The organism is Rhodococcus sp. UYP9, from assembly GCF_040547235.1.
GTDB lineage: Bacteria > Actinomycetota > Actinomycetes > Mycobacteriales > Mycobacteriaceae > Rhodococcoides.
The window spans coordinates 93,048-117,247 of record NZ_JBEPPH010000003.1; the positions used below are offsets into that span (position 1 = coordinate 93,048).

Annotated in this window: 27 protein-coding genes; 7 read left to right on the forward strand and 20 right to left on the reverse strand. The window is 61.8% G+C overall.

Annotated elements, in window-relative coordinates; all coding sequences use genetic code 11:
- Nucleotides 1-27 precede the first annotated feature (27 nt).
- Both ABIB36_RS10115 and ABIB36_RS10120 read left to right on the forward strand, forming a co-directional pair.
- Nucleotides 28-705: an amino acid ABC transporter permease gene (locus tag ABIB36_RS10115; protein ID WP_084348691.1), complete on the forward strand. Its 678-nt coding sequence runs from the start codon at nucleotides 28-30 to the stop codon at nucleotides 703-705.
- Nucleotides 705-1,586, forward strand: a complete 882-nt coding sequence (locus ABIB36_RS10120) for an amino acid ABC transporter permease (protein ID WP_354559613.1) — start codon at nucleotides 705-707, stop codon at nucleotides 1,584-1,586. Before ABIB36_RS10115 ends, ABIB36_RS10120 begins: the two co-directional genes overlap by 1 nt.
- Before the next feature lie 134 nt (nucleotides 1,587-1,720).
- On the opposite strand, the gene ABIB36_RS10125 is transcribed toward ABIB36_RS10120, so the two are convergent.
- The 11 genes from ABIB36_RS10125 to pgsA form a co-directional block, all read right to left on the reverse strand.
- Nucleotides 1,721-2,308, reverse strand: coding sequence for a regulatory protein RecX (locus tag ABIB36_RS10125; RefSeq protein WP_084348689.1), 588 nt, complete (start codon nucleotides 2,306-2,308; stop codon nucleotides 1,721-1,723).
- Between the two features lie 15 nt (nucleotides 2,309-2,323).
- The gene (recA, locus tag ABIB36_RS10130; protein WP_084348688.1) at nucleotides 2,324-3,364 is read right to left on the reverse strand and encodes a recombinase RecA; all 1,041 of its coding nucleotides are present in this window, start codon (nucleotides 3,362-3,364) and stop codon (nucleotides 2,324-2,326) included.
- A 174-nt stretch (nucleotides 3,365-3,538) separates the two neighbouring features.
- The gene (locus tag ABIB36_RS10135; protein ID WP_084348687.1) at nucleotides 3,539-3,733 is read right to left on the reverse strand and encodes a DUF3046 domain-containing protein; all 195 of its coding nucleotides are present in this window, start codon (nucleotides 3,731-3,733) and stop codon (nucleotides 3,539-3,541) included.
- A 24-nt stretch (nucleotides 3,734-3,757) separates the two neighbouring features.
- The gene (locus tag ABIB36_RS10140; RefSeq protein ID WP_354559611.1) at nucleotides 3,758-4,906 is read right to left on the reverse strand and encodes a glycosyltransferase; all 1,149 of its coding nucleotides are present in this window, start codon (nucleotides 4,904-4,906) and stop codon (nucleotides 3,758-3,760) included.
- A gap of 70 nt (nucleotides 4,907-4,976) precedes the next feature.
- A complete protein-coding gene (locus tag ABIB36_RS10145; protein ID WP_354559609.1) occupies nucleotides 4,977-5,591 on the reverse strand; it encodes a TetR/AcrR family transcriptional regulator in 615 nt (204 codons plus the stop codon).
- 149 nt (nucleotides 5,592-5,740) lie between these two features.
- Nucleotides 5,741-5,914, reverse strand: a complete 174-nt coding sequence (locus tag ABIB36_RS10150; protein ID WP_354559607.1) for a hypothetical protein — start codon at nucleotides 5,912-5,914, stop codon at nucleotides 5,741-5,743.
- 146 nt (nucleotides 5,915-6,060) lie between these two features.
- Nucleotides 6,061-6,852 carry a phage shock envelope stress response protein PspM gene (pspM, locus tag ABIB36_RS10155; RefSeq protein ID WP_354559605.1) on the reverse strand — a complete coding sequence of 264 codons (792 nt, stop codon included), beginning with the start codon at nucleotides 6,850-6,852 and terminating at the stop codon, nucleotides 6,061-6,063.
- A 69-nt stretch (nucleotides 6,853-6,921) separates the two neighbouring features.
- Nucleotides 6,922-7,737: a PspA/IM30 family protein gene (locus ABIB36_RS10160; protein WP_084348685.1), complete on the reverse strand. Its 816-nt coding sequence runs from the start codon at nucleotides 7,735-7,737 to the stop codon at nucleotides 6,922-6,924.
- A 94-nt stretch (nucleotides 7,738-7,831) separates the two neighbouring features.
- Nucleotides 7,832-8,209, reverse strand: coding sequence for a helix-turn-helix domain-containing protein (locus tag ABIB36_RS10165; RefSeq protein WP_084348684.1), 378 nt, complete (start codon nucleotides 8,207-8,209; stop codon nucleotides 7,832-7,834).
- A gap of 127 nt (nucleotides 8,210-8,336) precedes the next feature.
- Nucleotides 8,337-8,489, reverse strand: coding sequence for a hypothetical protein (locus ABIB36_RS10170; protein WP_502944882.1), 153 nt, complete (start codon nucleotides 8,487-8,489; stop codon nucleotides 8,337-8,339).
- A gap of 36 nt (nucleotides 8,490-8,525) precedes the next feature.
- Nucleotides 8,526-9,146 carry a CDP-diacylglycerol--glycerol-3-phosphate 3-phosphatidyltransferase gene (pgsA, locus tag ABIB36_RS10175; protein WP_084348966.1) on the reverse strand — a complete coding sequence of 207 codons (621 nt, stop codon included), beginning with the start codon at nucleotides 9,144-9,146 and terminating at the stop codon, nucleotides 8,526-8,528.
- Between the two features lie 116 nt (nucleotides 9,147-9,262).
- On the opposite strand from pgsA, the gene ABIB36_RS10180 reads away from it, so the two are divergent.
- Nucleotides 9,263-9,871 carry an amino-acid N-acetyltransferase gene (locus ABIB36_RS10180; protein ID WP_502944881.1) on the forward strand — a complete coding sequence of 203 codons (609 nt, stop codon included), beginning with the start codon at nucleotides 9,263-9,265 and terminating at the stop codon, nucleotides 9,869-9,871.
- A gap of 102 nt (nucleotides 9,872-9,973) precedes the next feature.
- On the forward strand, nucleotides 9,974-10,255 hold the full coding sequence (locus tag ABIB36_RS10185) for a YciI family protein (protein WP_084348964.1): 282 nt from the start codon (nucleotides 9,974-9,976) through the stop codon (nucleotides 10,253-10,255).
- Here ABIB36_RS10185 and ABIB36_RS10190 read toward each other — a convergent pair.
- Complete coding sequence (locus ABIB36_RS10190) at nucleotides 10,252-12,927, reverse strand: FtsK/SpoIIIE family DNA translocase (protein ID WP_179142411.1); 2,676 nt, start codon at nucleotides 12,925-12,927, stop codon at nucleotides 10,252-10,254. The two genes, ABIB36_RS10185 and ABIB36_RS10190, sit on opposite strands and share 4 nt — an antisense overlap.
- Before the next feature lie 58 nt (nucleotides 12,928-12,985).
- A complete protein-coding gene (locus ABIB36_RS10195; RefSeq protein WP_084348962.1) occupies nucleotides 12,986-13,609 on the reverse strand; it encodes a TIGR03085 family metal-binding protein in 624 nt (207 codons plus the stop codon).
- A 69-nt stretch (nucleotides 13,610-13,678) separates the two neighbouring features.
- Between ABIB36_RS10195 and ABIB36_RS10200 the strand changes: the two genes are divergently transcribed.
- Nucleotides 13,679-14,461 carry a sulfite exporter TauE/SafE family protein gene (locus ABIB36_RS10200; protein ID WP_084348961.1) on the forward strand — a complete coding sequence of 261 codons (783 nt, stop codon included), beginning with the start codon at nucleotides 13,679-13,681 and terminating at the stop codon, nucleotides 14,459-14,461.
- Nucleotides 14,462-14,566: 105 nt separating this feature from the next.
- Here the strand turns inward: ABIB36_RS10200 and ABIB36_RS10205 are convergent, their stop codons facing one another.
- Genes ABIB36_RS10205 through thyX form a run of 3 tightly spaced genes read right to left on the reverse strand, consistent with a single transcriptional unit; the run spans nucleotide 14,567 to nucleotide 18,079 of the window.
- Nucleotides 14,567-16,387 (reverse strand): ribonuclease J, encoded by a 1,821-nt coding sequence (locus ABIB36_RS10205; RefSeq protein ID WP_256895916.1) that lies wholly within the window; start codon nucleotides 16,385-16,387, stop codon nucleotides 14,567-14,569.
- Nucleotides 16,384-17,292 (reverse strand): 4-hydroxy-tetrahydrodipicolinate synthase, encoded by a 909-nt coding sequence (dapA, locus tag ABIB36_RS10210; RefSeq protein ID WP_084348960.1) that lies wholly within the window; start codon nucleotides 17,290-17,292, stop codon nucleotides 16,384-16,386. The genes ABIB36_RS10205 and dapA overlap by 4 nt, the downstream gene beginning before the upstream one ends.
- A 34-nt stretch (nucleotides 17,293-17,326) precedes the next feature.
- Complete coding sequence (gene thyX, locus ABIB36_RS10215) at nucleotides 17,327-18,079, reverse strand: FAD-dependent thymidylate synthase (RefSeq protein ID WP_084348682.1); 753 nt, start codon at nucleotides 18,077-18,079, stop codon at nucleotides 17,327-17,329.
- Nucleotides 18,080-18,178: 99 nt separating this feature from the next.
- Between thyX and ABIB36_RS10220 the strand changes: the two genes are divergently transcribed.
- Complete coding sequence (locus tag ABIB36_RS10220; RefSeq protein WP_354559599.1) at nucleotides 18,179-18,652, forward strand: hypothetical protein; 474 nt, start codon at nucleotides 18,179-18,181, stop codon at nucleotides 18,650-18,652.
- 2 nt (nucleotides 18,653-18,654) lie between these two features.
- Here ABIB36_RS10220 and zwf read toward each other — a convergent pair whose 3' ends face one another.
- Both zwf and ABIB36_RS10230 read right to left on the reverse strand, forming a co-directional pair.
- A complete protein-coding gene (zwf, locus tag ABIB36_RS10225; protein ID WP_084348959.1) occupies nucleotides 18,655-20,109 on the reverse strand; it encodes a glucose-6-phosphate dehydrogenase in 1,455 nt (484 codons plus the stop codon).
- A gap of 53 nt (nucleotides 20,110-20,162) precedes the next feature.
- Nucleotides 20,163-21,383, reverse strand: coding sequence for a winged helix-turn-helix domain-containing protein (locus ABIB36_RS10230; protein ID WP_084348680.1), 1,221 nt, complete (start codon nucleotides 21,381-21,383; stop codon nucleotides 20,163-20,165).
- Nucleotides 21,384-21,454: 71 nt separating this feature from the next.
- Here ABIB36_RS10230 and ABIB36_RS10235 point away from each other — a divergent pair, with 71 nt between their 5' ends.
- Nucleotides 21,455-23,269, forward strand: coding sequence for an HNH endonuclease signature motif containing protein (locus ABIB36_RS10235; protein WP_354559596.1), 1,815 nt, complete (start codon nucleotides 21,455-21,457; stop codon nucleotides 23,267-23,269).
- Nucleotides 23,270-23,281: 12 nt separating this feature from the next.
- On the opposite strand, the gene ABIB36_RS10240 is transcribed toward ABIB36_RS10235, so the two are convergent.
- Nucleotides 23,282-23,734, reverse strand: a complete 453-nt coding sequence (locus tag ABIB36_RS10240) for a flavodoxin family protein (RefSeq protein WP_354559594.1) — start codon at nucleotides 23,732-23,734, stop codon at nucleotides 23,282-23,284.
- Complete coding sequence (locus ABIB36_RS10245) at nucleotides 23,731-24,198, reverse strand: tetratricopeptide repeat protein (RefSeq protein ID WP_084348678.1); 468 nt, start codon at nucleotides 24,196-24,198, stop codon at nucleotides 23,731-23,733. The genes ABIB36_RS10240 and ABIB36_RS10245 overlap by 4 nt, the downstream gene beginning before the upstream one ends.
- Nucleotides 24,199-24,200: the final 2 nt, after the last annotated feature.

Below are 24,200 nucleotides of genomic sequence, written 5' to 3' on the forward strand. Positions count from 1 at the left end.
CGCCCACGCCGATAGGACATTCCTCCATTGAACTTATTGAGCAAGTACGGCGATCAACTCGTCGACGCGTTCATCATGACGATCAAGCTGACGGTTCTGTCCGCCGTGGGTGCCCTGATCCTCGGCACGATCATCGCGGCGATGCGCGTTTCGCCTATCCCTGTCGCACGCGGCATCGCAGTTGCTTACGTCACGATCTTTCGTAACACTCCGCTGACGCTGATCATCCTGTTCACCTCGTTCGGCTTGTATCAGACGATGGGTGTCAGTCTTGCTCCGGAGAATTCGCCGACATTTCTGGTGGACAACAACATCAGGCTCGCGGTTCTCGGCCTGAGCGTCTACACCGCGTCGTTCGTCGCGGAGTCGTTGAGGTCCGGCATCAACACCGTGCCCGTCGGCCAGGCAGAAGCGGGCCGTTCTCTAGGCATGACGTTCACTCAGAACATCACGATCGTCGTTCTCCCCCAGGCATTCCGCGCTGTCATCGCACCGCTGGGCAGTGTGTTGATCGCATTGACCAAGAACACGACCATCGCATCGGTGATCGGTGTCGCGGAAGCATCTCTGCTCATGAAGACGATGATCGAGAACGAAGCCGCGATCTTCGTCGTCGGTGGAATCTTTGCGCTCGGCTTCGTCGTCCTGACGCTTCCGACCGGACTCCTGTTCGGGTACCTCAGCAAGCGATTGGCGGTGAAGTGATGAGTGATGCTGTAGCTGTTCTCTACGACGTCCCGGGGCCGAAGGCGAAACTGAGGTACCGGATCCTCTCCGGTGTTGTTCTGCTCGTCTCTCTGGGCATCGCGTATCTCATCTACTTGGCGCTCGATTCCAAAGGTCAGCTGACCGCTGACAAGTGGGATCCGTTCGTCACTGCCAGCACGTGGACCACGTATCTGCTTCCCGGTATCAAGGGAACTCTGATCGCAGCTGCGCTCTCGATCGTGTTCGCGTTGATCCTCGGCGCCGTTCTCGGTATCGGCAGATTGTCCGACCATCGAGCTATCCGCATCGTGAGCGGTGTGCTTGTCGAACTGTTCCGCGCAGTTCCGGTGCTGATTCTGATGATCTTCTTGTACGCGGTCTATGCCGAGTATCAAGTCTTCAAGGTCAGTTACCTCGCTCTGGCTGCAGTGGTGACCGGTCTTACTCTCTACAACGGCTCTGTCATCGCCGAAATCGTTCGGGCCGGTGTCAATTCGCTACCGAAGGGGCAGGCCGAAGCGGCCGACGCTTTGGGTATGCGCAAGAACCAGGTCATGCGGATCATCTTGCTGCCTCAGGCGATCACAGCGATGCTGCCGGCGATCATCTCGCAGATGGTGGTTGCACTGAAGGATTCGGCGTTGGGCTACATCATCGGCTATGTCGAAGTGGTGCGAGCCGGTCAGCAAGTCGGTGCGTTCTATGGCAACTACCTGCCCTCGCTCGTCATCGTTGCGGTCATCATGATCGTAATCAACTCGCTGCTCACCAAGCTGGCGACGGTTGTCGAGCGCCGATTACGTCAGAAGAAGCGAAAAACAGGTGGGACCGTTCTCGCAGCGTCGGACTTCGGCGGGGGCCCCGAAGGCGCAGCCTGAATTGTTGGACCGCGCTGTTCACTGGACAGGCCGGTCACTGGACAGGCTGGTCCAGTACCGAGAGCAGAAGCCCGCAACACATTTCGGTGTTGCGGGCTTCTTCGGTATCGATGGCGCCCGATCCGGGTGGACGATCACCCGAACTCGTCACCGTCGAAATCCTGGGTATCGAGATGGTCCGAGTCCTCGGTCCCGATCCGCGCGAGCTCGGCTTTCACGATTGCGTATGCCATTCCAGCCGAGTAGCCACGCCTAGCGAGCATTCCGACTAGTTTTCGCGCAATCTTGTCTCGTTCGGCACGGACATCGGCTCCGGTTCCTGCAGGCACCGTCAGGTTGCGGCAGCGCTTGCGGACAAGTTCCGTTGCCCGTGCGCGCTCGTCCTCGGCGTCTATTTGATCGAGAGCGTTGAGGGCATCCTCTTTGCTGACACCTTTGGTACGCAGTTCGACGCTCAAGGCCCGCTTGCCTTTGCCCGAGTAGGTATGGCGTGAATGCACCCATTGCTCCGCAAAGGCCTGGTCATCCACTAGGTTCGCGGCTTCCAACCTCGTCAGGACTGCATCCGCGACTTCTGGACTGAAACCCTTTGTGCTCAGTCGAGTCTCGAGTTCGTATCGGCTCCGTGCACGATCGGTGAGGAGCCGAAGGCAGACATCTTTCGCCTGCGCTTCGGTGCCGCCGCCGTCATTTCCTTGTTCTTGTTCGGATCGCTGTTTCACAGCGGGTCACCCGAGTCAGAACTCGACCGGAGCAGCCTTCTCGTCATCGGCTGCCGTGACGTCGGCACCGATCTGCAGCTTCTCCATGATCTTCTTCTCGATCTCGTCACGGATATCGGGATTCTCGAGCATGAACTTGCGGGCATTCTCCTTGCCCTGACCCAGCTGATCCCCGTCGTAGGTGAACCAAGATCCCGACTTACGGATAAATCCGTGCTCGACCCCCATGTCGATGAGCGAGCCTTCACGGCTGATGCCCTTGCCGTAAATGATGTCGAACTCCGCCTGCTTGAACGGCGGCGCAACCTTGTTCTTGACGACCTTGACGCGGGTGCGGTTACCGATTGCTTCGGTGCCGTCCTTGAGCGTCTCGATGCGCCGGATGTCGAGGCGAACGGAGGCGTAGAACTTGAGCGCCTTACCGCCGGTAGTGGTCTCGGGTGAGCCGAACATGACGCCGATTTTTTCACGCAACTGGTTGATGAAGATCACCGTGGTGCCGGAGTTGCTCATGGCACCGGTCATCTTGCGCAGCGCCTGGCTCATCAGGCGGGCCTGAAGACCGACGTGGCTGTCACCCATTTCGCCCTCGATCTCGGCGCGAGGCACGAGAGCGGCCACCGAGTCGATTACCACGATGTCGAGAGCGCCCGAACGGATCAACATATCGGCAATTTCGAGCGCCTGCTCACCGGTATCCGGCTGCGAGACGAGCAGTGCGTCCGTATCGACGCCGAGTTTCTGTGCGTAGTCAGGATCGAGTGCGTGCTCGGCGTCGATGAACGCAGCGATTCCGCCTGCGCGCTGCGCGCTGGCCACAGCATGAAGAGCAACGGTCGTCTTACCCGAGGACTCCGGGCCGTAGACCTCGACGACACGGCCACGCGGCAGCCCACCGATACCGAGGGCGACGTCCAGAGCAATGGAACCGGTGGGGATGACAGCGATAGGTTGGCGGACCTCGTCACCGAGGCGCATCACCGATCCCTTACCGAAATTCTTGTCGATCTGCGCAAGTGCGAGATCGAGTGCTTTGTCGCGATCGTATGCAGCCATCGTGATCTCCTCAGTGTGGTCTGTGACAGCGTGGTCTCGCTGAGCGTGTTGTCGGTAACGGTAGAGCTGGGTACCGACAAGAACTGCCCGAGACCGCTGTGTAACCGAATGACACCAGCATAGGGGAACACCTGTTCGATTGCATCAGGTGGCTCCCGGACACGCCGGAGAGAATCACCACCGGGATTTGGGCACGTCGAATTCACTACACAGAGCACGCCATACATCGCGGGGATCGACACCCGCTTCGATCGCTTCTGCTCCCGTCATACCGTTCAGACCAGTGATGACGTGATCGACCAGCATCGAGTCACCACGCATCCGGCCGAACTCCTCGACGAGCAATTCCTGGAACTCGGTCAATCGCACTGGACAACCGTAACCGAGGGCGCGTCACCGCAGAACGTCGCGGCACACCTCTACGGGATCCTCCACCTCGGCGGCACTCGCCGACGCCGAGCGTGCAGCATTGGTGAAACTTTCGTCCCCGAGGACACGGAGGACGGCATCCGCGATTGCTCCGGGGGTCGGCGGACGAACAATGACCGCGCTCCCCTGCCGTGCCGTGCGATTGGCCAGTTCCCATTGATCTCCGCCACCGGGGATCGCGACGACAGGGACTCCGTGGATCAGTGCTTTCGCCAACAACCCGTGCCCGGACCCACATACGACGACGTCTGCGTGGTCGAGAAGATGGTCCTGTCGGCCGAGTCCCGCTGTAGCCCAGTTCGGTAGTTCGGCCGGGGGCTCGTCGAGCATCGAGGCGACCAAGCGCACTCCGCTCCCCTCGAGACCTTCCAAGGTTGCCTCGAGCATTCCTTGGGCACCGGTGAACGCCGTCGACGGAGCCACCATGACCACAGGACCATCGCCAGGCGGAATCGGCAGGGCTTCTGTTGTCGGCTCCCACAGCAGCGGTCCGACGACGTGCGCCTCGATCGGCCAGTCCGGCCTCGGAACCTCCAGGGCTGGGATGGTGGCGATCAGGCGCGCAGCGGGCCCCGGATCTTCGGCGGGCAGGCCGACACCGACACGCGCGGCTCCGCGCTGGGACTTTCCCTGAGCTATGGATCTGCCGGTTGCGGCACGCATCAACGTGTCCCGTAGTCGACCTCGAACACCTGGCCCCGGGGCAAGACCGCTTCCGATCGGAGGCAATCCCTTCGACGGTGCGTACAACGGGTGCGGTGACAATTCGACCCACGGTATACCGAGCCGTTCGGCGGCCAAACCGCCTCCGGCGGTGAGGATGTCGGATACAACCAGATCAACGTCGGCATTCTTCAGATCAGGCAACAGTTCGGTGGAGATGAAAGCTGCCCGCGAATGAATCCGCTGGCCTGCATCCATGTCGTCGTCCTCGGGCCGTGGTGTCAGCCCTTTGAGCAACCGGGTGTCGACCCCCACCGCGGTGGCCGCATCGATCCACCTCGAACCGGTGAACAGTATCGGCACATCACCTGCGGAGGCGAACAAGTGACACAGCGCAATAGCGGGAAAGGCATGCCCTGGGTCGGGGCCGGCTACCACAGCTACTCGCACGCCGCTCAGAGTGCCATACCCACGTGGTCGCCGAGTACCTGCCTGCTCGAAGCCGAGTCGAAGTCGGGCATCACCGATCGAGCGGACGCAGGTACGAGTCCACGGCGTAGGCGAACTCGGCGACCAGATCGTCACCCGGGATCCGACCCGACACCATCTCTGCCGACTGCACAGCGGACTGGACCATCAACAGCAACACGGTCGCCATATGACTCGGCACGCCATCTCGGATAGACGAATCTCGTTGGCCACCTTCGATGATGGGCACCAAGCCGTCGATGATCAGCGATTGGCTCCTACCGAGGCGGTGCAGGATGTAGGTGGCGAGGATTTCGGGATCGGAACGGAGGATTTTGACGAACAATGGATGGATACGTATACCGTCGGCTACCGCCGACACCGAGGACGTGATCTGCCGACGGGCCGTGGCATCGGGATCGAACGTCGGAATCACGGCGCCGATCTCACGGGTCAGCAGACTGGAGACCACCGCTCGGGTGTCGGACCAACGCCGGTAGACGGTCGGACGGCTGACTTTCGCCCGACGGGCGATCTCGGCGAGAGTGGTCCGGCGGACCCCGTATTCGAGAATGCACGAGCGTGCGGCGTCGAGCACCTGATTTTCGACCGAGGAAATGGAGATGTCGTCGGCGGAGGTCTCGCCCAGTTCGGTCTGCTGGCTCACTCCTGCACCTCGTTCATCTCCGCGATTCGTTTGCTGATCCAACGCGTTCACCGAACTATTCCCGCACCCGGTTGCACACACCATCGATGTGCAAAATTGTAGTTCATGACCGACTGCCCGACCGTCGAGCTACCCAGCTGATCGCCGATCTAGAGCTTGGTCAAGTCTCGATTCTCCTCACCGGCGACTGCCTTGACCAACCAGTACAACCCGAAGACGATGGCGCCCGCGACGGCTATCACGAACAGTCCCTTGATTACGGCTCCGAAGACGGCGAACGCGAGCCATACCAAAGCGATGATGCCGAGGATTTTCCAGAACATTTTTCATCTCCCTTTTCTCGTGTCGACACCGATCCTGACATGCCGGTTACACGAAATCGCCGGGTCCGCAACGAGATCAGGGAAAGATGGGTGATAACCCTGACGTGATCCTGTTCAGACGTGGTCCTTTTCAGACGTGGTCCCATTCAGGGGTGACGGCGACGGATCTCGGCCAGTTCATCGAGCGCGAACGCCCAGCCCTGGAGTCTGTCCGTAGCGGACGAAAGCTCTGCGCGCCGGGCAGCGACCGCACTCGACGGCATTCCGGTCGGAGAGGTAAGCCGCGCGGCCGCTTCTACGAGTTCCTCGTATTGATCCACACCGGCTTCGAGTTCGGCGGCAGCTCCATTGATCGAGTTGGTCAGATGGGCTCCGGCTCGTGTGTTGGACTCCGCTGCACGCTCCATCGCAACTATGTCGGTTGACATGTCGGTCAGCGCGGCGGCCGCGGCGTAGGCCACCTCGGTGGTCTCCAGAATGTCCTCGGAGGCTATCGATTCGGACCTCAGCAGAACTCCGGTCAGCTCGTACAGGCTCCGTTGCGCACCTGCCAGGCGGTTCATCGACGTAAATGCCGACGAGTGCCGTGCAGGAAGCATGCTCTTCCCCGGCTTTCGAGCCGGCAGTGGCTCGGACTTCAACTGCTTGTATCGGGTGATCGCGAAAACAGTGGGTACGGCGAGGAGTGCGGCGCCGCCGCCGGTTGCGATCATCGTCCATTCCGGCGCAGACGCCACGGCAAGCCCGGCCGTCGACAGCGCGGAAGCGCCGGTGGCGCCGCCGAACCACGATCCACGACGGCGTGCTCGCCGAACTCGCCGAATCTGCTTCTGACGAGGATCGTTCCATCTACCTGCAGCCTCGATGACGGATTCGCCGATTCGGCGGGCCGAGTCGGCAGCATCCTTGGCGGCCGAGATCGTGCTGGAAACAGACATGGCCGACCACGTAGGTGGTCGGCCATGGTGTTGTTTCGTCATACTGACAGGATCCAAGTCGTCTACGCGTCAGTGCTGCGCAGGTGGTTCCGGAGTCGCACTGGGTGACTTGGCAATCGACGGCTTGGATGTTCCCGTCGCGTTACCGGACGGGAGTGCGTCACCTGCCATCGAAGCGCGGATCTGCTCGAGACGGCTGTGACCGGCCATCTGAACCGACGCCTGCTGCACCTCCATCATCCGACCCGACACGGTGTTCTGCGCCAATTCGGCCGAGCCGAGGGCATCTGCGTAGCGACGTTCGATCTTGTCGCGAACCGCATCGAGGCTCGGGGTATTGCCTGGCGCGGACAGCGTGCTGTCCATCGAGCGGAGTGATTCGCTGACCTTTTCCTGCATCTTCGCCTGCTCGAGCTGGCTGAGCAGTTTCGTTCGCTCGGCCACCTTTGCCTGTAGAGCCATGGCGTTCTGCTCCACGGCCTTCTTCGCCTGCGATGCGGCCTGCAAAGACTGGTCGTGTAGGACCTTCAGGTCCTCGACACCCTGCTCAGCGGTAACGAGCTGAGCTGCGAATGCCTCAGCAGCATTGGTGTACTGCGTCGCTTTGTCGACATCGCCTGCAGAGGACGCCTGGTCGGCAAGTGTGACTGCCTGGCGAGCGTTCGCATTCAGCTTCTCGACCTCGTCGAGCTGACGGCTCAGCTTCATCTCCAGCTGACGCTGGTTGCCGATAACCGAGGCCGCCTGCTGGGACAGCGCCTGGTGCTGCCGCTGCGCATCCTCGATTGCCTGCTGAATCTGAACCTTGGGGTCGGCCTTCTCGTCGATCTTGGAATTGAAGAGCGCCATCATGTACTTCCAGGCTTTGACGAAAGGATTAGCCATGGGTTGATCCTGCCTCCATCTTTGGCGCCGCGTTACACGCGTAGTGGGTGAACATGCACGTGTGGAAAAGGATACTGGTTGCGGCTATACGGTGTCAGGCTGCTGCGAGTGCACGTGCGGGCGCGGGGATGACCACGCGAGTCTCCCCCGCAATACGTGGCGACCCGTTACCGCTCTTCTTGGGTCCGTTGTCGGCGGTAGGCAGCGCGATGCCGTCGGCCGTCGTGGCAGGGCCGGTGGACACGAGCAGCGAGTCACTGACGTCGCTCATCACGTCGGACAACGGAACCGCCAACGCGGTGCAGATGGCGGCGAGCAATTCGCTCGACGCCTCTTTCCTGCCTCGTTCGACTTCCGACAGATATCCGAGGCTGACGCGCGCGGTATTCGAGACCTCGCGCAGTGTGCGACTCTGTGCGACGCGAGTGCGCCGCAGACTGTCGCCGAGTGCTTCACGCAATAGCAGCGCCATCTCGCTCCTCCTCGTTCGAATCCATGTCGTTCGAATCCATGTCGTTCGAATCAATGTCTCGTTCGTCTTCAGCTACATCGACCATCTTCAGCTACAACGCTGGGTGGGTCCCGATTGGTTCCCGACCCTATACGTCGCCGCGCCGGCTCACCCGTCGAAACAGCTCCGAGAACGCACTACGGACTCTATCGCGTCGGATTGTCCAACGTTCGCCCGACAGTCGGAGTTTCTGCACCTGAGTCCCGTCGGGGCCCGCGACAGCGACGAAGACCGTCCTCACCTCGTGTCCGTCCTGACCCCTCGACGAGCGGATCGGTCACGACTTCACCCGCCGGCGCAGGCGAATGGCCTGGACCACGTAGTCGAGTCCGGTGTAGACCGTCAAGAACACCGCCAGGCCCATCAGAGCGACGGATACCCCTCGCACCTGGTCAGGCAAGGGCAGCAGATACATCCCGATCGCAAAACTCTGCACCAAGGTCTTCAGCTTGCCACCGCGTCCCGCCGGGATCACGCCGTGCCGGATCACCGCGAATCTGACGAGTGTGATGCCCACTTCACGTGCCGCGATCACCACGGTCACCCACCAGGGCAGGTCGCCGAGGATCGACAGTCCGACGAGTGCCGCACCGATCAACGCCTTGTCTGCGATCGGATCAGCGATCTTTCCGAAATCGGTGACCAACCCGTATTTGCGGGCGAGCTGCCCGTCGATCCGGTCGGTGATAGCCGCGACCGCAAAAACCACCGTCGCGGCTATCCGCCATCCACTGTCGTGCCCGTCTCCGACGAAGAGCACTGCGAGAAATACCGGAACAAGAGCAATTCGAAGCATCGTCAAAATATTGGCAATATTGACGATCGGTGCAGGTTCGACGTTCCCGGTGCTCGAGTTGCTGTGCGGCAGATTCGGGCCGGGAGCCAGGGGTTCGCTCATACCGCCGAGTCCCTGATGCCGATACGCCGACAAAGGTGTCCAGATTCATTTCGGACCAGTTCGGTTACGGACACACGGAAAGAATATCCGTTGCAACGTTGACTACTGTTCACCACATGACTTCTGGGCCGAACCGGGTGAGTCGACACCATGTCGACGGAACGTCCGACAACGCACTCGACACAGCATTCGATGCAGCACTCGAACGCCGCGAGACCTCCCGTCCCGGTGACGACGTGGTCGTCCGCCGTGCTCGCACGTCCGACATTCCGGAGATCAAGCGACTGATCGACATCTACGCCGGGAAGATCCTCCTCGAGAAAAACCTGGTCACGCTGTACGAAGCGGTTCAGGAGTTCTGGGTCGCCGAACGAGGGGACACCGTCATCGGCTGTGGTGCGCTCCACGTCTTGTGGGCCGACCTCGGTGAAGTACGTACGGTCGCGGTGGATCCGGCGGCCAAGGGCCTCGGTGCCGGCCGTCTCATCGTCGACACTTTGATTCGAGTGGCCCGCGACCTGGCTCTTCAGAAGCTGTTTGTGCTCACCTTCGAGGTGGACTTCTTCACACGGCACGGCTTTCTCGAGATCGAGGGAACACCCGTCACGGCCGAGGTCTACGCCGAAATGTGCAGGTCGTACGACACTGGCGTCGCAGAATTCCTCGACCTCAGTTACGTGAAGCCGAACACCCTGGGCAACACCCGAATGCTGCTCCCCCTCTGAGTCGATCCAACTCCCTGCAGTAGTCCAAACCCCTGCAGTAATCGAAACCCCTGAATCAATCCGGTGCGAACTCGATTCGCTTACCCCGAAGGACGAAACATCATGGCATTGTTCGCCGTTGTCTACACCTACTCCCGCAGTACGATCGCCGGGCGAGACACTCATCGCGCCAACCATCGTGCTTGGCTTGCCGACCTGCTGGAGAAGAAGACCCTCATCTCCAGCGGCCCTTACACCGATGGAAGCGGCGCTTTGATCATCGTCGACGGAACCGACGTCGACTCGGTGAAGACCTTGTTCGCGCAAGATCCGTTCGCCACCGAAAACCTGATCGAGACGTCGGTCGTCACCGAGTGGAAACCGGTCATGGGTGCGTTTGCCTAGTCATCGTCGGAGGGCGCCTCGTCCGGGTCGCCACCTCGAATCGACCACAGCAACCCGTCGAGTTCGTCGGGCTTGATCAGAACCTCGCGAGCCTTCGAGCCCTCACTGGGCCCGACGACTCCTCGGTTCTCCATCAGGTCGATCAATCGCCCGGCTTTGGCGAACCCGACGCGCAACTTTCGCTGCAACATCGACGTCGAACCGAACTGGCTGGTGACCACAAGTTCGACGGCTTGGAGCAGGACATCGAGATCATCGCCGATGTCGGGATCGACGTCCTTCTTCTCCGATGCCTTGGCCGCGGTGACTGTCTCGTTGTACTCCGGCTCTGCCTGGTTCTTGGCGAAGTCGACTACTGCCGAGATCTCTTCGTCGGTGATGAAGGCGCCCTGCAGGCGAGTCGGTTTACCTGCACCCATCGGTAGGAAGAGCGCATCGCCCATACCGATGAGCTTCTCGGCGCCGGGCTGATCGAGGATGACGCGAGAGTCGGTGAGCGAGGACGTCGCGAACGCAAGACGGGACGGCACATTGGTCTTGATCAGACCGGTAACGACGTCGACAGAGGGTCTCTGCGTGGCAAGGACGAGGTGGATTCCTGCCGCGCGGGCCTTCTGGGTGATGCGGACGATGGCATCTTCGACGTCACGCGGGGCGGTCATCATCAGGTCCGCGAGCTCGTCGACGATAGCGAGAATGTACGGATACGGCCGGTAGACACGTTCGCTTCCGAGGGGCGCGGTGATCTCACCGGATCGCACCTTCTTGTTGAAGTCGTCGATGTGCCGGACCTTGTTGATCTGCATGTCCTGGTACCGCTGTTCCATCTCCTCGACCAGCCATGCCAATGCTGCCGCTGCCTTCTTCGGCTGCGTGATGATCGGGGTGATCAGGTGCGGAATACCTTCGTACGGCGTCAGCTCGACCATTTTCGGGTCGATCAGGATCATGCGAACCTCGTCCGGCGTCGCGCGTGCGAGTAGCGAGACGAGCATCGAGTTCACGAAGCTGGACTTACCGGATCCGGTGGAACCGGCAACGAGAAGGTGCGGCATCTTCGCCAGGTTGGCGCTCTGGAAGTTACCTTCGATGTCCTTGCCGAGTCCGATCACCAGCGGATGATGATCCTTACGGGTCGATGTCGCGGTGAGCACATCGGCGAGTCGAACCATCTCGCGGTCCGAGTTCGGCACCTCGATGCCGACTGCCGATTTTCCTGGGATCGGTGCAAGTAGGCGCACGTTGTCCGTTGCGACCGCGTACGCGATGTTGCGCGCGAGCGCGGTGATCTTCTCGACCTTGACACCGGGTCCGAGCTCGACCTCGTACCGAGTGACGGTCGGTCCACGGGTGAACCCCGTTACTGCCGCATCGATCTTGAATTGGTCGAGGACCTCGGAGATGGCCTCGATCATCGTGTCGTTGGCCTGGCTGCGTGTCTTGGGCGGATCGCCTTCGATCAACAGTGACAGCGGCGGCAGCGTGTAGTCCCCGTCGACGACGCGGTCGACGACGATTTTGTCTTCCTCGGCTTCGGGCTTGGGCTCCGCGGCCTTGACGATCGGCTTGGGCTTGGGGCGAACCGGAGGTGCGGTCGGCGCCTGCGTTGCAGGTTCCATGACCTCGGTGGGCTCGTCGACCACGGGCGCTGCTTTTCGTGTACGAGGCTTCTTGACCGGAACATATTCTTCGGTCGGGTAGTTGCCGTACGGGTCCGCGTTCGGTCCGTCGACGGGGTATCCGTCGGCGTCGAATCCGGAGCTCTCGTGGTCGCCGTAGTCGTCGCTGAAGTCGGCCCCGAAATCTGCTGGGTCGTAGTCTCCGTATTCATCGCCTCGACTGTCCGTGCCGAACAACGAACGCAGACGATCCGGGATGTCGCGCACCGTGGTGCCGGTCAGCAGAAGCACACCGAACAGACCTGCCAGCAGGAGGAGCGGTACAGCGAGCCAGACGGTCAGACCGTCGGTGATCGGGCCTCCCGCGACGTACCCGACAAAACCGCCGCCCTCGGAGCGGCCGGCCGAGTCGGACGGTGAACCCGCAGCCAGATGCCACAGTCCCAGGATCGGAAGCGCGAGCAGGATCGACCCGAGAACCAGTCGCGGGCGGATGTCCGGATTCGATTCCGAGCGCATCAGGATGACCGCGATCGCGACTCCGAGTGCCGGCACGATGTATCCGGCTCCACCGATGACGGCGCGGACTGCGATCTCGATACCCTCCCCAACGGGTCCGCCAGCGCTGAACCACACCGCTGCCGCAACCACGACGCACAGAGCGATCAGACCCAGCGCGATGCCGTCGCGTCGGTGGCCGTGATCGATATCCTTGGCCTTGCTGACGGTTCGAGTCGTCGCGCCGACGCCTTTGGCCGCCATCGACCACGTCGAGGAAATCCCGCGTCCGACGGCAGAGACCACACCACCGGTGTTCTTCTTGGCCGGTCGACGAGCACCCCCACGAGAACCGGCGCCGCTACGCGCCGGCGCCGCCTTGCGTGCTGCTGGTGACGTACGTGCCGCAGGTGACGTGCGTGGAGCTGTGGGTTTACGTGGTGTGCTGACGGTGCGCCCCCCGGAAGACTTGCGTGATCCCCCCGAAGCCCGCGACGTCGACGAGGCACCGGTGCCGCCGGTACCCGAACTTCGAGTGCTGGTCTTTCCTGCCATACACCTAGGTTAGTCGCAAGGGCACCTTCGAAACCATCCGCAACACGAGCAACAGGGCTCAGAAGCTCCGATCGAGCGCGTCGAGCGCCTCCACATCGCGAGGATCACCCTCTTTCTCGAGCCGCACAGCGCTCCGACCGAATGCATGCAGCAACAGTTCCGAAGGTGGTCCGATCAGGGTCACCTGACCGCGTGAACTCTTCTTGACGGTCACGGACCGTCCATCGGTCGTGCGCAGCTCCACACCGACCGGAGCTCGGCGATAGGACTTGCGCCCGATCAACCCCACGGTCGAGAACAATTTGTCTTCCATCGCTTGCGGCAAAGTTCGCGGTGACCACTCGGGCTGCGCACGACGCAGGTCTTCGTGATGAACGAACATTTCGCCGACGTTGATCAACGGATCGAGGATTTTGAACGGTGACCATATGGGCGGTCCTGTCCGAATGTCCTCGACCAGTTCGTCGAAAGGCTTGGCAGCTACCTGGCTCTGGACCTTCTCGGTGTATCCGGCGAGGAAGGGAATCAGAATTCCAGGTGCGGCATCCAAGCGACGCTCCCGAACGACGAGGTGCGCGGCCAGATCACGGCCCGTCCACCCACCGCACAGCGTCGGTGTGTCCTCCCCCAACATTTCCAATGTACGTACTAGGGCTGCGCGTTCATCCTGTGCAAGGCTCACATCGAACCACCGTACGTGCGTACGTCCCCCGTGCACAGTCTTCGGCGCCGCGTCCGTAACCTCGGTTCAGTGCCTGTATCGGAAATTCTCGTCATTCTCGTAGCGGGCTTCGGTGCTGGAGCCATCAATGCCGTCGTCGGTTCCGGAACTCTGATCACCTTTCCGACCCTCGTCGCCTTCGGGTATCCCCCGCAGATTGCGACGATGTCGAATGCGATCGGATTGGTCGCCGGTAGCGCCTCCGGCACGTGGGGATATCGACGAGAACTCGCAGGACAGTGGCACCGGCTGCGCTGGCAGATACCCGCATCGTTCTTCGGTGCGCTGCTCGGTGCGTGGCTGCTGCTGCACCTGCCGCCGTCCGTCTTCATTGCGGTGGTTCCCGTACTTCTCATCGCCGCCTTGGTTCTCGTGGTCCTTCAGCCCCGCATCCAGGCGTGGGCGAGGCGCCGCTCGGAGGCGGCCGGTGAAGCTGCCGACCATGTCAGCCGGGCAAAGCTGATACTGCTGACCATCGGGACATTCGTTGTCGGAATCTACGGCGGCTATTTCACTGCAGCGCAGGGGATCCTCCTGATCGGCGTCATGGGGGTGCTGCTTCCCGAGTCGATACAGCGAATGAACGCGGCCAAGAACTTGCTCTCGCTCATCGTCAACGTCGTCGCGGCGCTCGCTTACACAATTTTCGCGTTCGACCAAATCAGCTGGGCTGCAGCAGGTTTGATAGCCGTCGGATCGGTCCTAGGCGGGTCGGTGGGTGCGCGATACGGACGAAGGCTCTCACCATGGGCACTGCGGAGCGCAATCGTCGTCCTCGGCCTCATCGGACTGTGGCGGCTGATCTTCGCCTAGTCTCTTCGCCTATTCCTGGTCCTTACTCGGAAGCGAAAGCAGACGACTCCGCCCCGCAGCTCTCGAGCTTCTGCGGGGCGGAGTCGGTCGGAGACGAAGAAACTGTCAGTTCACTGCCATGACTGTCGGAACGATCATCGGCTTACGGCGGTACTTGTCTGCAACCCACCGGCCGACCACGCGTCGCACGGCCTGCGCGATGCGATGAGTGTCGGTGACTCCATCGGTCGCGAGGCGCTGCAGCTCCGCCTCCACGAGTTGAACGGTGGCTTTGAGAGCAGTCGGATCGTCGGAGAATCCGCGACCGGACACTTCCGGGGTCGTAACCGCCCGCCCTGTCGTCGAATCGATGGCGACGGTGATGGCGATGAAACCGCCTTCGCCGAGAACGAGTCGATCCGAGAGTGTCGAATCACCCACGTCGCCCACGGACAAGCCGTCGACGTACACGTGTCCGACCGGGACCTGACCGACGATGCGAGCCAAACCGTCGACCATGTCGACGACGACGCCGTCTTCGGCGAGCACGACACGGTCCTCGGCAACGCCGGTGGCCTTGGCGAGTGCTGCATTCGCGCGGAGGTGACGCCACTCGCCGTGCACGGGCATGACGTTCGTGGGACGGACCGCGTTGTACAGGTAAAGCAGTTCACCCGCAGACGCGTGACCCGACACATGGACCTTCGCGTTCTGCTGGGTCACGACCGTAGCTCCGCGCTTGGCCAGACCGTTGACGACGGCGAAGACGGAGTTCTCGTTGCCGGGGATCAACGACGATGCCAGCACGACGAGGTCGTTGGCCTTGACGTTGATCTGCCGGTGTTCGCCGCGAGCCATCCGTGACAATGCCGAGAGCGGCTCACCCTGAGAGCCCGTGGAAATCAACACGAGTCGGTCGTCGGGAAGCGTCGCGGCGGTGTCGACGTTGACCTCCAGGCCTTCGGGCACACGGAGGTAACCCAGATCCTGAGCGATCTGCATGTTGCGGACCATCGAACGGCCGACGAAGGCGATTCGACGGTTGTACCGCTCTGCGACGTCGATGACCTGCTGGATTCGATGGACGTGACTTGCGAACGATGCCACGATGACACGCTGCTTGGCCTTGCCGATGACGGTGTCGAGCACACCACCGATCTCGCGCTCGGGTGTGACGAATCCGGGAACCTCCGCGTTGGTGGAGTCCACCAGGAAGAGGTCGACGCCCTCGTCACCGAGACGTGAGAAGCCTGCGAGGTCGGTCAACCGGCCATCGAGCGGCAACTGGTCGAGCTTGATGTCGCCCGTGTGCAGAACGACGCCTGCATCGGTGCGTATCGCGATGGCCAACGCGTCGGGAATCGAGTGGTTGACGGCGAAGTACTCACACTCGAACGGTCCGTGGCTCGTCTTCTGGCCTTCGACGACCTCGACGAGATTCGGCCGCAGACGATGCTCACGGCATTTTGCTGCGACGAGGGCAAGAGTGAACTTCGAACCGATGACAGGGACGTCCGGCCGCAGACGAAGGAGGAACGGAACGGCACCGATGTGGTCCTCGTGGCCGTGGGTGAGAACGACGGCCTCGACGTCGGCCATGCGGTTCTCGATGTGCCGGAAGTCGGGAAGGATCAGGTCGACGCCAGGCTGCTGATCTTCGGGGAAGAGCACGCCGCAGTCGACGATCAGGAGCTTGCCCTGATGCTCGAAGACAGTCATGTTCCGGCCGATTTCACCGATGCCACCCAGGGCAACGATGCGTAGACCCTTGGACGGCGCCTTCGGAGGCAATCCGAGGCGTGCTGTCGGGTCGATCGCTTTACGGGTATCGGGACGTTGCGTCTTCGCGGAGTTCTGCGCCACGGGACGTGACGACTGAGCGGGTCGCTCAGCCGGAGGTCCGGCATTTCGGGTTGCGCGGCCGCGTGATCTGGGTGGTCTACTCATACAAGCACTCCTGCTGCTCGCAGGTCAGCTGCGAGCAATTCGATTTGGTCGATGCTCGGTGGCACCTGGGGAAGTCTGGGTTCGCCGACATCGATTCCGATGAGGCGTAGACCCGCCTTCGCTGCACTGACTCCGCCGAGGCGGGAGACCGAGCGAATGACGGGGATGAGGCTGGCATTGATGGCCTGCGCGCGCGCAATGTCACCAACCATGAATGCGGTGTGCAGTTCGCGGACGCGAGCCGGGACGAGATGGCTGATGACGCTGACGAAGCCGGTAGCTCCGACGGACAGCCACGGGAGATTGAGTGGATCGTCTCCCGAAAAGAACTGCAGACCAGTCGACGCTATCAGTTCGGCACCGGCATTGAGATCGCCCTTCGCATCCTTGACGGCAAGAATTCTGGGATGCTCCGCCAACCGGCGCAGTGTTTCTGTCTCGATCGGGACGACCGAGCGCGGCGGAATGTCGTACAACATGACAGGCAGATCGGTTGCGTCGGCAACGGCGGTGAAATGCGCATACAGACCGGCCTGCGGTGGACGGGAGTAGTACGGCGTCACGACCAGAAGCCCGTGTGCGCCTGCCCGCGCGGCGTCACGAGCGAGTTCGACACTGTGTGCTGTGTCGTTGCTGCCCGCACCGGCAATGATCCGCGCGCGGTGTCCGACAGCTGCGATGACCGCCCGCATCAACTCGAGCTTCTCGTTCTCGGTGGTGGTCGGTGACTCTCCGGTCGTTCCAGCCAGAACCAGGCCGTCGTTTCCCTGTTCCACCAGGTGATGAGCGAGACGCACTCCCGAATCTATGTCCAACTTCCCGTCGGCAGTGAATGGCGTCACCATAGCGGTGAGCACCGTGCCGAACGGTGGCTGGATGGGAGGAGCGGCGTCACCGTATGTCATGGTCAGCAAGGTTACCCGGTGCTACCGGCGGTCCTCACAACTCGGTCACGAATGGACTGTGCGCCACCTCGGAACCATCGGCCAACGCCGATATCTCGAAATCGCCGAAGACATCCGGTGCTACCTCTGCCAACTGACGCAGACATTCCACGGCGAGTCGCCGGATTTCGACATCCGCGTGCTCGGAAGCTCGCATCGAGACGAAGTGACGCCACGCCCGGTAGTTGCCGGTGACGAGCAGGCGTGTCTCGGTCGCGTTCGGCAACACCGACCGGGCAGCCTGACGAGCTTGCTTACCCCGCAACGCCGAGTTGGTGACGCCTTCGAGCTTGTGGTCGAGAGCATCCAGCAGTTCGACGTAGGCGGCCCGACTGGCGTCGGTAGCTCGTTCGAAGAGTGCCTCCAGATGCGGGTCACCCTCGATAGCAGGGGGAATGATGACCTTGGCGTCGTTCTCGGGGACGAATCGCTGCGAGAGCTGCGAGTACGAGAAATGCCGGTGTCGGATCAGCTCGTGGGTGCACGACCGAGAGATGCCGGTGATGTAGAAGCTGACGCTCGCATGTTCGAGCACCGACAGGTGCCCGACATCGAGAAGGTGCCGCAGATACGACGCATTGGTCGCAGTCCGCGGATTGGGCTTGGACCAACTCTGATAGCAGGCGCGACCAGCGAACTCGACCAGGGCCTGTCCGCCATCGGCATCGGTCTCCCATGGGATGTCGGGTGGCCCCGAGAATTCGGTCTTGGCAACCAATTGCACGTTCAGTGACACCGTATTCGGCACCGCAGTTCCTCCACTCGAGCTGGCCCGTCCGTCGGTGCAGCCTATCCATGTACACCGTGACACCTTGCGTGACGTCACTAATGGCGTCACACTGACGTCATGGAACTGAACAAGCACACCGCCTCGCTGCGCGCCGATCTACTCGCTGCCGCTGCGCTGGGTGACGAACACACGAGACAGACTGCGGAAGCACTCGGCTCAGCCGCCGAAGCGTCGGCCAAACTCATGCTGATGAGCGCGCTGTCGGAATTCGCCGGCGAACTGAACGAGCAACTCGGCGACCGCTCGGTCCACGTCCGCCTCGACGGCGGCGACGTCTTCGGCGAGATCCGAATGTCTCCTACGGCCGCTGAGTCAGCACCATCGGATAGTGGCACCTCGTCCGAGAACTATCCGACGATGGACGAGGTCACCGGCGAAATGCGTCGAGTGACCCTTCGCATGGTCGAACACATGAAGGAGCGCGCCGAGGAAGCAGCCTCCACCAATGGGGTGTCGCTCAATTCATGGCTCTCACAAGCAGTCCAAGGGGCACTGCGCGATCAGATACGCAAGGACCGCAGCGGCTTCTGACGTCACTTCTTCTCGCGCCACGCACGTTCGAACGGCAACCGCCACGCGTGCGGGGCGACGAGTTGATGAATGGCATTGGGCCCCCACGAGCCAGGTGAATACAGCCGTACCGGCGGCGGATCGGCAAGGAGAGGCGCCGACACCTCCCACAGTCGCTCGATACCCTCTGCCGTCGTGAAGAGTGTGTGGTCTCCGTGCATGGCGTCGAGAATCAAGCGCTCGTACGCTTCGAGGACGTCGCCGACCCGTTCGGTGTCCTGGATGGAAAACTGCATGGACAATTTATCGAGCCGCATCCCTGGGCCCGGCCGTTTGCCGTAGAACGACAGCGACACCTTCGACGCGTCTGCTAGGTCGAACGTCAGGTGGTCCGGCCCCTGCGCGCCGACGCCCGATCCTGCCGGGAACATCGATTTGGGTGGCTCACGGAAAGCAATCGAAATGATCCGTTGTCCTTCGGCCAACCGCTTACCGGTCCGTAGGTAGAACGGAACCCCTGCCCACCGCCAGTTGTCGATTTCGCATTGGAGTGCGACGAACGTGTCGGTGTCGGAATCGTCAGCCACCCCGGACTCCGACCGATAGCCGGAATATTGTCCGCGCACAACCTTTTTCGGGTCCAGAGGGATCATCGAGCGGAAGACCTTGTTCTTCTCCTCGCCGATCGCACCGGGTTCGAGGGCGGTCGGTGGCTCCATCGCCATGAACGCGAGAACTTGAAACAGGTGGGTGACCACCATGTCCTTGAAAGCTCCGGTGGATTCGTAGAAGTTCGCGCGACCGTCCAGTCCCAACTTCTCGGGAATGTCGATCTGAATGTGGTCGATGAAGTTTCGGTTCCAGATCGGCTCGAACAGGCCGTTGGCGAATCGGAAAGCAAGGATGTTCTGTGCAGGCTCTTTTCCGAGGAAGTGATCTATCCGGAAGATCTGATCTTCCTCGAACGTCTCGTGCAGTGTGGCGTTGAGGGCTATCGCACTGTCGAGGTCGGTACCGAACGGCTTCTCCATGATGATGCGCGATCGTTCGACCAGGTCGGCGGCACCGAGCATCTCGACTACGGCAAGAGCTGCTTTCGGCGGCACACTGAGGTAGTGCAGGCGTCTGGTTCCCGGACCCAACTCCATCTCGGCGTGCGCAACAGCGTCGGCGAGCGCGGCAGGCCCGGCTTTCTGCGATACATAGGTCAGCTTGCGTGCGAACTCGCTCCAATGCTCGTCGGAGACCGTGCGGGTGGAGAATTCGACGACCGATTCCAGGGCCATCTGACGAAACTCGTCACTTGTCATCTCTTCCAGCGAAGTTCCAACGACACGTATTCGCGGAGCGAGGTCCGACAATGCCAGGTGCATCATCCCCGATAGAAGTTTGCGGCGTGCCAGGTCACCTGTTGCTCCGAAGAGCACCACGACCTGTGGGGGCAGTTCACTGTCGGAGACGGACACTCGTGAAGTCACACTTGCGATGTTCGCACCATCGAGTACATCCCGCTGCCCGAACAGACGATTGGTCACACGGCGCGTGCGAGGGCGGGCGCGAGGTCGCCGCGTTCACCGACCACGATGGTGTCGAGCCCCAGCCAGTCCGCCATTTCCCGCAGGGCCTGCGCCAGCGCAACGGCGATGGGACCGACGGCGCGTTCACCTTCGACGAACGCGCCGAGCACCTGCAGTTCCGAACGCGCCCGGTCACCCTTGAGATCGAGCCGCGCGACCAACTCCTCCCCCATCAGAAACGGGAAGACGTAGTAACCGTGCACCCGCTTGTGTTGTGGGGTGTAGATCTCGATGCGATAGCGAAAACCGAAGATGCGCTCGACGCGCGGACGGTAGAAGATCATCGGGTCGAATGGACACAGCAGCGCACTCCCCCGGACGGACCGGGGTACACGAGCATCGACATGCAGATACGCGGGCACGTCCCAACCGCGTACTTCGACGGGTTCGAGGACCCCGTCCTCCACCAGTTCGGCGACAGCGGCTTTCGATTGTTTCTGCGAAAGTCTGTAGTAGTCACGAAGATCGGGTTCGCTTGCGATACCGAGCGCCACCGCAGACTTGTTGACCAATTCCCTCACTGCATCGGCCTCGTTCACCGTGCGAGAGAGGATACCGGGCGGAATCACCCGCTCCGTCAGGTCGTAATGCCGAACGAAACCGGATCGAGTGGCAACCGAAACCATGCCCGCCGCGAACAATTGCTCGCACATGACCTTGACGTCACTGCGGTCCCACCACGGGCCCTTGCGTCCAGGACGTTCAACCTCGAGCGCACGCTCGATGTCACCGGCACTCGACGGCCCGAAATCTCCGATGACAGCAAGAACATCGTCGGCGAGCGACGGGTTCCGCTCCAGAACTTTGGCAGCTCCTCCCCAACGCCCTTGCTCGTACAACTTTGTGCGCCAACCCATCAGCGGCCAATCCTCGACCGGTATCAGCGCGGCTTCGTGCCCCCAATACTCGACAAGCTTCCGAGGGCGTCGCGCAGTATCGGTCCACGCAGCCTGATCGATCACAGTTCGGTCGTATTTGCCGATTCGACTGAACACCGGCGCATAGTGGGCGCGCACGAGCACCGACACCGAGTCGATCTGGAGCAACTGCGTTTGTGCAATCACCTTGTGCACTGCGCGGGTGGACGCCAGCCCCTCTTTCACAACACGCGCAGACGCCAACCCCTGCGCGGCCAGGGCGGTGCGGCGTGCCATCGATGCACTCATCTCACGCATGACGTCACTGTGCCACGAGGGTCCGACGACTCTCACTCAACGTGTCGGTGGGGAGGATTACATTCGCAAGCATGTTCGAATCAGGGGGTTTCGGAGCTGGCATCATCGACGGCAACAGCTGTGTGGCAGGACTGCTCGCAGTTGCCGGCCGAGATCGCCATCAAGAGAATTTGTGCCGAGTTCGTGTGGTGGAATCGGTCTGCAACGTCGTAGAGATCCGTCTCGCCGATGCCGATGACCGCGGCGGCGATCCCTCCGACGCGTTACGCGATGCGGTGTGCGAGGCAGCGGGAGCACTACGCATGTCGTGGCGCCAGATCCGTTCGTTCACCGACACCGGCTTCGAGTTGGACCGATTGCCTTTGACCGCCATTCGATTCAGTTGCGGAATGCTCGACTGGTCCCACGTCACGGTGATGACCTCGGTTCTCGGTTATGCCAGTGATGAGACGATCAAGGCCATCGAATTCGACGCCGTTGCTGCAGCCGCACGCTACAACGCACCGTCACTCCGAAAAAAGCTGTGGCGACTGTGGATGACATTCAACCCCGACGAGGCCGCGGTAGCTCGGGCACTGTCCGCTCGCACCGGCAGAGAGGTGTCGGTCCGGCAGGAAGGTGACGGGACAGCGATCTTGCGCGCACAGTTGACCGACCTCGAAGGTGCCGAAGCCGACGCGCTGATCGAGGAGATCGCCGGTACCGTGTGCGAGTCCGATCCGAGGTCGCTACGGCAACTGCGTGTCGACGGACTGTTGGCCCTTCTACACAGCGAAGAAGTTCTCGAATGCCACTGTGACCGCGGTGAACAGTGCCCGGCGTACGGCAACACCGACGCACCGCCTCCGCGACGTGGACATCTCGTTCAGATCCTCGTCGATGTGCAAACCCTGTTGGGTCTGACCTCGAGCCCGGCTGTCCTGGCGGATGGGACACCCCTCGACGCGGACCTGGCCCGGCTGGTCGCCAAGGATGCTCAGTGGCAAGCGCTGCTGACCGAACTCGTGACCGTCATGACGTCCTCGGGTGTCACAGCACCACCCAGCGTCACAGCACCACCAAGCGATATTTCCCCGGGTGGTGGACGCCCTCATGCTGTGTTGTCGAATTCGACTGTCGATCAACCCCTCTCGGAGCGCCTGATCGGACGCGGTCGGGTGCGCCGGGGTGGCATTGTCCCCCGCGCCTTTACCCGAACGTTCCGCCCTGAACGACCGGAAATCAGCGAATCGGTCCGAGCCAAGCTCTCCGCCGAACTACTCGCCACCATCGAGAAAAACCCGATACTGGCCGCGGGATTGTTTCCCGACGGACACGGTGGTCTTACCTGCCCACCGCCGGGCGCGCTGACGTACAAGCCCTCGACCGAGACCGCCGCACGTGTACGGATGATGCACCGGACGTGCACCTTCGAACACTGCGATGTCCCCTCCACGAAGTGCGAACTCGACCACATCGTCCCGTTCGACCACAGCAACCCCGAGCGCGGCGGGTGGACTATCGAGACGAACCTGCACCCCGTCTGCACCTGCCACCACCAAGCCAAGACGTCGCGCAGCTGGTCCGTCGCCCTTCTGCGGGGCTGCGCGATCCTGTGGACGAGCCGCTCCGGACACCGCCGGATCTCCCTCCCTGATCCGGGAGTGCTGGGCTTACCCAGAACCCACCGACGCGGAGAACGAGGTTCGGAACCCGAGCCCGATCCGGTCACGTTGACCTGGTGGGAAAAGAACCAATCGCCCGGCACTCAACCACCTACGACCAAGGACCTCCGAGACGCCGCGACCGATGTCGCGCGTGCGCGAATCCGAAATCTACGACGCCGATTCCGCGAACACAGCGCAGTCGTTCGACTACGCGAGCGCGCCGAACCCCCACCGTTCTGAAAACACGGGAGTTCAGCTCATGAGAGTTGCTGCCAACGTGCCGCCGAGTTCGTAGCAAGAATCCTTGGCGGCCTTGTCCGCTGTCGTCAATTCCAGTGCAGCGGACACGTTTTCCAGCGCCCACCCGGTGGCGATCTTCGTTATCGCCGACACAGCGCCGACGGTGTCGTTGTTGCCGTGAACCCACATGCCGTACGGGCGGGAGGAGACAGCGTCGAGACACGGATAGTAGGTGGTGTCGAAGAAATGCTTGAGAGCACCACTCATGTAGCCGAAATTGGCCGGTGTTCCGAAAAGATAACCGTCGGCGTCCAGGACATCGGAGATCGTCGCACCCAGCGCGGGAACGCTCCGAACGGTCACGCCGTCGATGTCGGGATCATTCGCACCCGCCAGCACCGCTTCGAGAAGCTCACGCGTCGCCGGCGACGGTGTGTGGTGGACGACGAGCAGAGTGGCGGTCATCGGTCCGCGGATTCCTGCCGTTCGAGTTCTACTGCCCGCTTCATCGTCTCGCGGGCTCTGCCTCGGTCACCTGCATAGTCGTAGGCTCGCGCCAATCGGTAGGAGTTGCGCCAATTGTCCGGATCTTTCTCCCACTCACCCTTGATCTGTTGGAAGAGTTCGTCGGCCGCGTCGCGGGCGATCCGACCCGACGGCATCGTCGGCAGATCGGAGACGTCCAGTTCGAGGTTCTCCTCGCGCATCCGGCTGGCCAGATGCTGATGATCGAACCCTGCTTTGAGGGTGGCGCCGACAATCCACACCCCGAGGATGGGCAACAGAATGACGCCTATTCCGAGACCGATGTTGACCGGGCCGCCGGTCTGAATCAGCGACAGTCCCCGACTTCCGAGAAGGTAGAAATAGAAGCCCAGAACCAGCACCATGACGCCGATGATGAGTACAACTTTGGTGGCCTTGTTCATCG

Excerpts from the sequence above, each read along its gene's own strand:
- ABIB36_RS10230 (WP_084348680.1), bottom strand. The coding sequence starts at position 21,383 with ATGCGTGAGATGAGTGCATCGATGGCACGCCGCACCGCCCTGGCCGCG.
- ABIB36_RS10150 (WP_354559607.1), bottom strand. The coding sequence starts at position 5,914 with ATGTTCTGGAAAATCCTCGGCATCATCGCTTTGGTATGGCTCGCGTTC.
- ABIB36_RS10235 (WP_354559596.1), top strand. The coding sequence starts at position 21,455 with ATGTTCGAATCAGGGGGTTTCGGAGCTGGCATCATCGACGGCAACAGC.
- ABIB36_RS10165 (WP_084348684.1), bottom strand. The coding sequence starts at position 8,209 with ATGGCGCTGCTATTGCGTGAAGCACTCGGCGACAGTCTGCGGCGCACT.
- ABIB36_RS10245 (WP_084348678.1), bottom strand. The coding sequence starts at position 24,198 with ATGAACAAGGCCACCAAAGTTGTACTCATCATCGGCGTCATGGTGCTG.
- pgsA (WP_084348966.1), bottom strand. The coding sequence starts at position 9,146 with ATGAGCGAACCCCTGGCTCCCGGCCCGAATCTGCCGCACAGCAACTCG.
- dapA (WP_084348960.1), bottom strand. The coding sequence starts at position 17,292 with ATGACATACGGTGACGCCGCTCCTCCCATCCAGCCACCGTTCGGCACG.
- ABIB36_RS10120 (WP_354559613.1), top strand. The coding sequence starts at position 705 with ATGAGTGATGCTGTAGCTGTTCTCTACGACGTCCCGGGGCCGAAGGCG.
- ABIB36_RS10190 (WP_179142411.1), bottom strand. The coding sequence starts at position 12,927 with ATGGCAGGAAAGACCAGCACTCGAAGTTCGGGTACCGGCGGCACCGGT.
- pspM (WP_354559605.1), bottom strand. The coding sequence starts at position 6,852 with ATGTCTGTTTCCAGCACGATCTCGGCCGCCAAGGATGCTGCCGACTCG.
- recA (WP_084348688.1), bottom strand. The coding sequence starts at position 3,364 with ATGGCTGCATACGATCGCGACAAAGCACTCGATCTCGCACTTGCGCAG.
- ABIB36_RS10240 (WP_354559594.1), bottom strand. The coding sequence starts at position 23,734 with ATGACCGCCACTCTGCTCGTCGTCCACCACACACCGTCGCCGGCGACG.
- ABIB36_RS10205 (WP_256895916.1), bottom strand. The coding sequence starts at position 16,387 with ATGAGTAGACCACCCAGATCACGCGGCCGCGCAACCCGAAATGCCGGA.
- ABIB36_RS10180 (WP_502944881.1), top strand. The coding sequence starts at position 9,263 with ATGACTTCTGGGCCGAACCGGGTGAGTCGACACCATGTCGACGGAACG.
- ABIB36_RS10160 (WP_084348685.1), bottom strand. The coding sequence starts at position 7,737 with ATGGCTAATCCTTTCGTCAAAGCCTGGAAGTACATGATGGCGCTCTTC.
- ABIB36_RS10220 (WP_354559599.1), top strand. The coding sequence starts at position 18,179 with ATGGAACTGAACAAGCACACCGCCTCGCTGCGCGCCGATCTACTCGCT.
- ABIB36_RS10185 (WP_084348964.1), top strand. The coding sequence starts at position 9,974 with ATGGCATTGTTCGCCGTTGTCTACACCTACTCCCGCAGTACGATCGCC.